This is a genomic window from Microlunatus sp. GCM10028923 (genome assembly GCF_042666975.1).
Classification (GTDB): Bacteria; Actinomycetota; Actinomycetes; order Propionibacteriales; family Propionibacteriaceae; genus Microlunatus.
In genome coordinates this window covers 146,511-154,214 of record NZ_JBHTFF010000019.1, presented here as the reverse complement: position 1 = coordinate 154,214, position 7,704 = coordinate 146,511, and the positions used below count along the sequence as shown (strand labels likewise).

Annotated in this window: 9 protein-coding genes; 2 read left to right on the top strand and 7 right to left on the bottom strand. The window is 72.1% G+C overall.

Going from position 1 to position 7,704, the window contains the following annotated elements:
- Positions 1–1,001 precede the first annotated feature (1,001 nt).
- The 7 genes from ACFQU4_RS33610 to pyrR all read right to left on the bottom strand — a co-directional run bounded on the left by ACFQU4_RS33610 (position 1,002) and on the right by pyrR (position 6,877).
- Entirely contained in the window at positions 1,002–1,925 is a 924-nt protein-coding gene (locus ACFQU4_RS33610; protein ID WP_377500660.1) for an ABC transporter substrate-binding protein, read from the bottom strand.
- A 32-nt stretch (positions 1,926–1,957) separates the two neighbouring features.
- Complete coding sequence (locus ACFQU4_RS33605; RefSeq protein WP_377500658.1) at positions 1,958–2,695, bottom strand: DUF6597 domain-containing transcriptional factor; 738 nt, start codon at positions 2,693–2,695, stop codon at positions 1,958–1,960.
- Between the two features lie 46 nt (positions 2,696–2,741).
- The gene (locus ACFQU4_RS33600) at positions 2,742–3,104 is read right to left on the bottom strand and encodes a VOC family protein (protein ID WP_377500655.1); all 363 of its coding nucleotides are present in this window, start codon (positions 3,102–3,104) and stop codon (positions 2,742–2,744) included.
- Between the two features lies 1 nt (position 3,105).
- Positions 3,106–3,981: a hypothetical protein gene (locus ACFQU4_RS33595; RefSeq protein WP_377500652.1), complete on the bottom strand. Its 876-nt coding sequence runs from the start codon at positions 3,979–3,981 to the stop codon at positions 3,106–3,108.
- 66 nt (positions 3,982–4,047) lie between these two features.
- Complete coding sequence (locus ACFQU4_RS33590; RefSeq protein ID WP_377500650.1) at positions 4,048–5,316, bottom strand: dihydroorotase; 1,269 nt, start codon at positions 5,314–5,316, stop codon at positions 4,048–4,050.
- Positions 5,313–6,272 (bottom strand): aspartate carbamoyltransferase catalytic subunit, encoded by a 960-nt coding sequence (locus ACFQU4_RS33585; RefSeq protein WP_377500648.1) that lies wholly within the window; start codon positions 6,270–6,272, stop codon positions 5,313–5,315. The genes ACFQU4_RS33590 and ACFQU4_RS33585 overlap by 4 nt, the downstream gene beginning before the upstream one ends.
- Positions 6,272–6,877: a bifunctional pyr operon transcriptional regulator/uracil phosphoribosyltransferase PyrR gene (gene pyrR / locus ACFQU4_RS33580; protein WP_377500646.1), complete on the bottom strand. Its 606-nt coding sequence runs from the start codon at positions 6,875–6,877 to the stop codon at positions 6,272–6,274. The genes ACFQU4_RS33585 and pyrR overlap by 1 nt, the downstream gene beginning before the upstream one ends.
- Before the next feature lie 40 nt (positions 6,878–6,917).
- Between pyrR and ACFQU4_RS33575 the strand changes: the two genes are divergently transcribed.
- Both ACFQU4_RS33575 and ACFQU4_RS33570 read left to right on the top strand, forming a co-directional pair.
- Complete coding sequence (locus tag ACFQU4_RS33575; RefSeq protein ID WP_377500644.1) at positions 6,918–7,226, top strand: hypothetical protein; 309 nt, start codon at positions 6,918–6,920, stop codon at positions 7,224–7,226.
- Positions 7,213–7,599: a DUF5130 family protein gene (locus ACFQU4_RS33570; protein ID WP_377500642.1), complete on the top strand. Its 387-nt coding sequence runs from the start codon at positions 7,213–7,215 to the stop codon at positions 7,597–7,599. The genes ACFQU4_RS33575 and ACFQU4_RS33570 overlap by 14 nt, the downstream gene beginning before the upstream one ends.
- Positions 7,600–7,704: the final 105 nt, after the last annotated feature.

The following is a 7,704-nucleotide window of genomic DNA, read 5'->3' as shown; positions in this document are numbered from 1 at the left end:
CCTCCGAACTCAACGCCCGACCCCGCCAAACCCTCGACTGGCGCACCCCAGCAGAAGCACTCAACCAACTACTGTCGAACCCAACAGATCCAATCGGTGTTGCAACAACCGCGTGAATCCGCCGCCGTTTGCCGGTCAAACCCCTCCACTCGATGAATGTGCCCGTCTCCTCCCGGTTCGGAGGCCGGGTTCGCGCCGTTGCCGACCGGGACGCGCCGCCGACGACCGCAGCCGCGATCGTTCCTCGCGTCCGCGACCGGTGCATCGGTCGCGGATGGGCGTAAGGGTCGCGGTTGTGTTCGAGTGGGGCGCGCGTCGTCTGCCGAGCCGCGAGCCAGGTCCTTGCCGCAGTCGTGATCGCGGCATCAGTTACTGATGGGCGCGGGTCGCGGTTGTGTTCGGGTGGGTGCATGCCGCCGGTCGAGGTGCGGGCCCGGTCCCTGCCGCTCGCTGAGCCGGGCTCGGTCCATGCCGCAGTCGCGTCTGTCGATCCGCGTGCCCAGCCCGCCAGCCGGCGTCGCCTCGCCCTTCGTCCGGGTTCCGGGTTCGCCGAGTGGACGCCTTGACCTCGATTTCGGCGGTTCTGCCGGTCAACCCGTCCACTCGGTGATGTCGCCCGAGCCTCTCGGTCGAGGGCGGGTTCGCGCCGCATGGCGACCCGGAAACGCCGTCAACGACCGCTGCCGCGATCGCTTATCGCGTCCGCGACCGGTGCGTCGGTCGCGGATGGGTGTGAGGGTCGCGGTTGCGGCCGCGGTGGGTGCAGGCCGCCGGTCGAGGCTCGGGCCTGGATCCTGCCGCCGACCTGCGGGGGCCGGTCCATGCCGCAGCCGCGATCGTTCCTCGCGTCCGCGACCGGTGCATCGGTCGCGGATGGAGGTAAGAGTCGCGGTTGCGGTCGGGTGGAGCGCACGCTGCTCGCCGGGTGGGAGCCCGGTCGATGCCGAGCCGGATTGCCAGGTCCAGGCAGCACGGGTCGCGGCTGGACCGGAGCCGCGGGGTCAGAGGCTGGTCAGGTAGGTGTCGAGTTCGTCGGCGAGGGCGGTGGCGTTGCGGTACGAGCCGGGGGTGATGTGGTTGAAGATCGCGACGCGGCCGGCGCGGACGGCGGGCAGGGCCTGGAAGGCGGCCTGGTCCAGGGCGAGTTCGGTGGTCGGGTCCTTGCTCCCGTCGGTACGGCCGGGCAGGCAGATCACGTCGGCGTCGGCGATCCGGTCAGCTTCCTCCCAGGACAGCACGATGTCCTTGCCGGTGTCGTTCTGCTCGGTGAGCCGGCCGAACCGTACCCCGGCGAGGGCGAGCACCTGGGCGCCGTTGCTCTCGGTGGGCCGGACCGAGAAGCCCTCGGCGGTGGCCAGCCAGGCGACGGCCCAGGTGTGCCGGCCGAGCGCGTACCCGTGCCGCGCCTTGATCTCTTCACAGCGCTCCAGGTAGGCGGTGCGGAGCCGGTCGTGCTCGGCTTGCCGGCCGGTCGCGGCGGCGACCTCCTCAGCGGCCTTCGGCCAGGTCGAGGACGACTCCGCGGTGATCAGCGTGGTCGGCGCCAGCGCGGCCAGCCGGTCCCGGAACTCGGCCTGACCGGAGCTGGCCAGGATCAGTTCCGGGTTCAGTGCGGCGATCGCCTCGAAGTCGGGCTCGAAGTAGCTGCCGATCTTGGGCAGGCCAGCGTAGGTCTCCCGGTGCTCCGGAAAGACGGCCTGATCCAGCCCCTCCTGGGCACCGACCGGCGACAGCCCGAAGTCGAGCAGGTTGTGCGTGGAGAACGGATCCAGGGTGACCACCCGGAGGGTGGCCGGGGAGCCGGCGGGGGACTGGGGTGCCGCCGGGAGTTCCCGTTGGCAGGCCGCCAGCAACGAGGTGCCGGCAGCCGCCGCGAAACCGCCGAGGACGGTGCGCCGGGTCGGGCGCGCAGAGAGCTTGATCACGAACGGTTAGGTTACCCTAACCAGTCCGAGGATCAGGCGGCGGTGAGGGAGGCGTGCTTCAGGAACCGGCCGGCCGAGTCGCCGGTCAGCCGGCGGACCTCCTCGTTCATGTGCGCCTGGCTGGCGTAGCCGGCGGCCAGGGCGCGCAGCGCGAGGGACGGTTCGGCGGCGGCGATCAGCCGGCGCAGCCGGGCCACGCGGGCCAGCATCTTGGGCCCGTACCCGACGGAATGCAGCAGCCGGCGGTTCAGCTGTCGCTCGCTGAGTCCCAGGTCGGCCGCCGCCGCGGACACCCGGGCGCCCGGTTCGGAGAGCCGGGCGGCGGCCGCGACCACGACCGGATCGGGCGCGGCCCGGCGTACCAGTACGGCCTCGGTCAGGATCGCGAGCCGGCGCTCGGCGTCGGCCTCCGCCATGGTCTCGGCCAGTTCGGGCCCGGACCGCTGCCACACGTGTTCGACCGGCACCAGTTGGTCCCGGAGCTCGGCCGCCGGCAGGCCGAGGACCGTGCCGGCGGCACCGGGCCGGAGCCGGATGCCGCAGACGGGTCCCGGGATCGGCCCGGACAGGCGGGGCCCGGTGTCGGCGCCGGCCACGACGAGGCCGTGCGAGCCGAGCCAGATCAGGTCGACGCAGCCGTCCGGGATCACGGTGTGCTGCCGGTCCTGGACGTCGTTCTCCCACAGGCAGGAGACCAGGTGCTGCAGGCCGCGTACCGCGGGATATTCGCGGTACGGCACCGGCTCGTCGGGCCGCTGGGTCGGGGTCATCGGGCGCCCTCGATCGGTTGGAGCGGATCAAGCCGATCGTACGTGCTCAATCGGCGTGCGCCCAGACGCCGAGCTCGTTGCCGGAGGGGTCGGCGAAGTGCAGCCGGCGCCCGCCCGGGAACCCGTACGGCTCGCGGATGATGGTGCCGCCGGCCTCCTTGATCGCGGCCAGGGTGGCGTCGAGATCGTCGGAGTAGAGCAGCACCAGCGGGCTGCCGGTGACGATGGCGCCGTCCGTCGCGGCGAGCCCGCCGACCTCGTCCTCGCCGCCGGGCCGGCGGATGCCGGCGTAGGCCGGGCCGTAGTCGTTGTACGTCCAGCCGAAGGCCGCGGCGTAGAACGCCCGGGAGGCCTCGAGGTCGCGGGCCGGGATCTCGATGTAGTCGATGGTGTGGTGGGTCTGAGGCATGTCAGTGGTCTCCGTTGTCGAGGTTGAGTCGTCCGTTGCGGGCCAGGGTCGCGATGGCCTGCACGGTGGCGATGCCGCGCCATTCCAGGGACTGGGCGGGGCACCAGTGCAGGTAGTCGACGTCCCAGCCGCCGTCCTCGTGCTGGTCGTGCTCCAGCCGGTCGAGGTCGGTGTCGAGTTGCCGGTCGGTGAACAGGGCCCGGCTCGGCGAGTCGGGCCGCGGGGAAAGTTCGAGCGGTCGGACCCGTTCGCCGTCGGTCCCGCCCGGGATGGGCAGGCTGCCGTCGGCGGCGAGGGCCGGCCGGAGCCGTTCGACGGCGTCCGCGGCCCGCCGAGGATCCGGTACGGAATCGAGGAAGTCGAGCGCGAACTTCACGGTGTAGCCGGCCGGGTCGGGGTCCGCGGCGAGGGCGGCCCAGCACCACTCGGTGGCCGGCCGCAGCCACGGATGATCGACGCCCGACTGCCAGAGCAATCCGGCCAGGGCGAAGGTCAGGAAGCCGCTCTCGGGCCGCGGCTGCATCCACGGCGCGCGGGGGTACGCGGTGGCGCTGGGCAGGACGGTCGGTACGCCGCCGTCGGGGCCGCTGACCGTCGCCAGCCAGGCCGCCGCCCGCTCGGTGATCGGGTCGTCCAGCGCGTCGACGTCGGCCAGCACGGCGAGCGCCGTACGGACCGCGGACGGTTGGCTGTCCGGACCCCGGACGTCGGGCTCCAGGGCGTGGCCGAAGCCGCCGTCCGGGTTCTGGTAGACCTGCAGCGCCTTCCGTACCGGCTCGTCGGATTGCCCGTGGACGAGCGCGGCGAACTGCAGCCGCTCCAGTAGCCGCGCGTGGGTGTGCAGGAAATGCTCCGCAGCGACGAGATCGATGGTCATGTCCTCGACGCTAGAACCCGGCCCGGGTGGGCGTCTTTCACGAATCGGACAGGCCGGCCGATCCGATCACCGAGCGTAGGTCTGGTTCCCGTTCCAGTACGTCGCGACCACCGGATCGGGCAGGTCCACGCCGTGCCACGGGTTGTTCCGGGACAGCGAGGCCGAGTCGGCCGCGTCGACCACGCTCCGCGCCGACGGATCGACCAGCACCAGGTTGGCCGGCTCGCCCGGCGCCAGGGCGCGGCCCTGCCCGTTCAGGCCGGCGATCCGGGCCGGCGCAACGGACAGCCGGTCGGCGACCCCGGCCCAGCCGAGGCCGTCCAGCATCGTCTCCAGCACCACGCCGAGGGCCGTCTCCAGCCCGAGCATGCCGAACGCGGCGTCCGGGAACGCGTGCTCCTTGTCGTGCCGCGCGTGCGGGGCGTGGTCGGTGGCCACGGCGTCGATGGTGCCGTCGGCGAGCGCCTCCCGCAGCGCGGTCACGTGCTCGGCCGGCCGCAGCGGGGGATTGACCTTGTACGTCGGGTCGTAGCCGGTGACCAGGTCGGTGGTGAGCAGCAGGTGGTGCGGCGTCACCTCGGCGGTGACCGCGATGCCGCGCCGCTTCGCCCAGCGCAGCACCTCGACCGTCTCGGCGGTGGACACGTGACAGACGTGCACCCGGGACCGGGTCAGCTCGGCCAGCTCGACGTCCCGGGCGACGATGGTCGACTCCGCCGCCGGCGGCCAGCCGGACAGCCCGAGCCGGCCGGAGATCTCGCCCTCGTGGCAGCAGGCATCCGGACCGGCCAGCCGCGGATCCTGGGCGTGCTGGGCGATCACGCCGCCGAAGGCGCGGACGTACTCGAGGGCCCGGCGCATCAGCCGCGCGTCGCCGATGCAGTGCCCGTCGTCGGAGAACACCCGGACCCCGGCCGCCGAGCGGGCCATCAGGCCGAGTTCGGCGAGTTCGGCGCCGGCCAGTCCCTTGGTGACGGCGCCGACCGGTACCACCTGGGTGTGCCCGGCCCGCCGGCCGAGCGCGGCGACGTGCGCGGCGGCCTCGGCGGTGTCGGTGACCGGGTCGGTGTTGGCCATCGCCAGGACGGCCGTGAAGCCGCCCCGGGCGGCCGCTGCCGTACCCGACTCGACGGTCTCGGCGTCCTCCCGGCCGGGCTCGCGGAGATGGGTGTGCAGGTCGACCAGCCCGGGCAGGGCGACCAGTCCGGCGGCGTCGACCCGCTGCGCGTCGGCCGGTGCCAGGCCCGGGTCGGCGAACTGGCCGTCCATGATCAACAAGTCACCCGGACCGGAACCGGCCAGGTCGGCTCCGGTGATCATGATCGCGTTGGTCACGCGTGCTCCTTCGTGGGTACGGATTCGTCGGCGCCACCGAGCAGCTGATAGAGCACGCTCATCCGGACCGCGACACCGGCCGCGACCTGGTCCAAGATCAACGAGTTGGCCGCGTCGGCCGCATCGGCGGAGATCTCCAGGCCGCGGTTCATCGGGCCCGGGTGGCAGATCGCGGCGCCGGGCCGGAGCTTGGCCAGCCGGTCCCGGGTGAGCCCGTAGGACACCGTGTATTCCCGCGGGGTGGGGAAGTAGCCGCCGGACATCCGTTCCCGCTGCACCCGCAGCATCATGATCACGTCGGCCCGGTCGAGCACCGCGTCGAGGTCGGTCGAGACCTCCACCGGCCAGCTGTCGATGCCGGACGGCAGCAGGGTGGGCGGCGCCACGATGATCACGTTCGCACCGAGCGTGCGCAGCAGCGCCACGTTGCTGCGGGCGACCCGGGAGTGGGTGACGTCGCCGACGATGGCCACGGTCCGGCCGGTGAAGTCGATCACGTCCGGGTCCTCGGCGCGCAGGTGCCGGCGGATGGTGAACGCGTCCAGCAGGGCCTGGGTCGGGTGTTCGTGCATGCCGTCGCCGGCGTTGATCACGTGCGCGTCGATCCACTGCGAGGCCTGCAGCGGCGCGCCCGAGGCCTGGTGCCGGATGACCAGGGCGTCGACGCCCATCGCGGCCACCGTGAGCACCGTGTCCCGCAGCGATTCGCCCTTGGACACCGAGGATCCCTTGGCGCTGATGTTGATCACGTCCGCGGACAGCCACTTGCCGGCGATCTCGAACGACGAGCGGGTCCGGGTCGAATCCTCGAAGAACAGATTGACCACGGTCCGGCCGCGCAGAGCCGGCAGTTTCTTGATCGGCCGGTGCAGCACCTGGGCCATCTCCTCGGCGAGATCGAGGATCTCGACGATCTCGTCATGATCGAGATCGGCTGCGGACAACAGATGTCGCATCAGGCGGATTCCCCCTCGGCACCCGAGTCCCGGGTGATCGTGACCTCGTTGACGCCGTCGAGTTCGGCGAGCCGGACCTGGACCCGTTCGCTGGCCGCGGTCGGCAGGTTCTTGCCGACGTGATCGGCCCGGATCGGCAACTGCCGGTGGCCCCGGTCGACCAGCACCGCGAGCCGTACCGCCCGGGGTCGACCAAGATCACCGAGCGCGTCCAGCGCTGCGCGCACCGTACGGCCGGAATAGAGGACGTCGTCGACCAGCACGACCGTCGTGTCGTCCAGGTCGACCGGCAGTCTGGTCTGGGCCGGCGCCCGGGTCGGGTTGCGGCGTAGGTCGTCCCGGTAGAGCGTGATGTCGAGCGCACCGACCGGGACCTGGACCCCTTCGACGCCGGCGATCGCCTCGGCCAGCCGCTCGGCCAGCGGCACGCCGCGGGTCGGGATGCCGAGCAGCACCAGGCCGCCGGCGCCACGGTTGGCCTCCAGCAGTTGGTGCGCCATCCGGGCACAGGCCCGGGAGATCTGCTCGCCGTCCATCACGATGCGGGAGTTCGTCGTCACGACTCGGGGATCCGCGGCGGACGCGTCGGCTGCGCGGTCGGACACGGTGCCTCCTTCAGGGGCGTGATCGACTACCGTATGGGGCGTGAGTGAACTGCTGAGCATGGTAGTGCCCCTCGAAACGCTATCGGGCTGGCCCGAGGTCGCGAACCCGACCGTCCTGCAGACGCTGGGCGTGCTGGTGGGCTTCCCGGGGCTGGTGTTCCTGGCGATCTTCGCGCTGGGCAAGGCGCCCTCGCTGATCCGGGCCAACCAGCGGCAGTCGCTCGCCGTCACCGAGCCGGTCTGGCTCGGCCGTGGCGCCGAGCTGGGTCAATTGGAGCAGGGCGCTGCGGCGGCCGAGCTGCCCGCCGGGCCGTCGGCCGAGGTCGGAGGCGCAAGTGCCCGCTGGTAACGACCTGACCCCGCAGCAGCTGCACCGGATCCAGCAGGCGGTCGACAACGCCGAGGCGGTCTCCGGGCTGATCTTCTCCGTCTTCATCGGCGTCGCCGAGGAGGATTCCCGGCGGTACGCCGAGCGGTTGCACGCCGGGCTCGACGACCCGCAGCATTCGGTGCTGGTGCTCTGCGACCCCGGCTTCCGGGCGCTCGAGATCATCACCGGCGTCGAGGCGCGGCGCACCCTGGATGATGTTGAATGCCGGCTGGCCGCGGCGAGCATGCAGTCGTCCTTCGCCGGCGGCGACATCGTCGGCGGCCTGGTGCTCGGCATCCAGCAGCTCGGCGAATCGGCCCGCAAGCCGCGCACGCTGCACGTCAACCCCTGAGCCTGTCGTTCCCTAAGCCTGTCGAAGGGCCAAGCCGCAATTCAGTGCCCTGAGCCTGTCGAAGGGCCGAGCCAGATCGGGCCTTGCCCTTCGACAAGCTCAGGG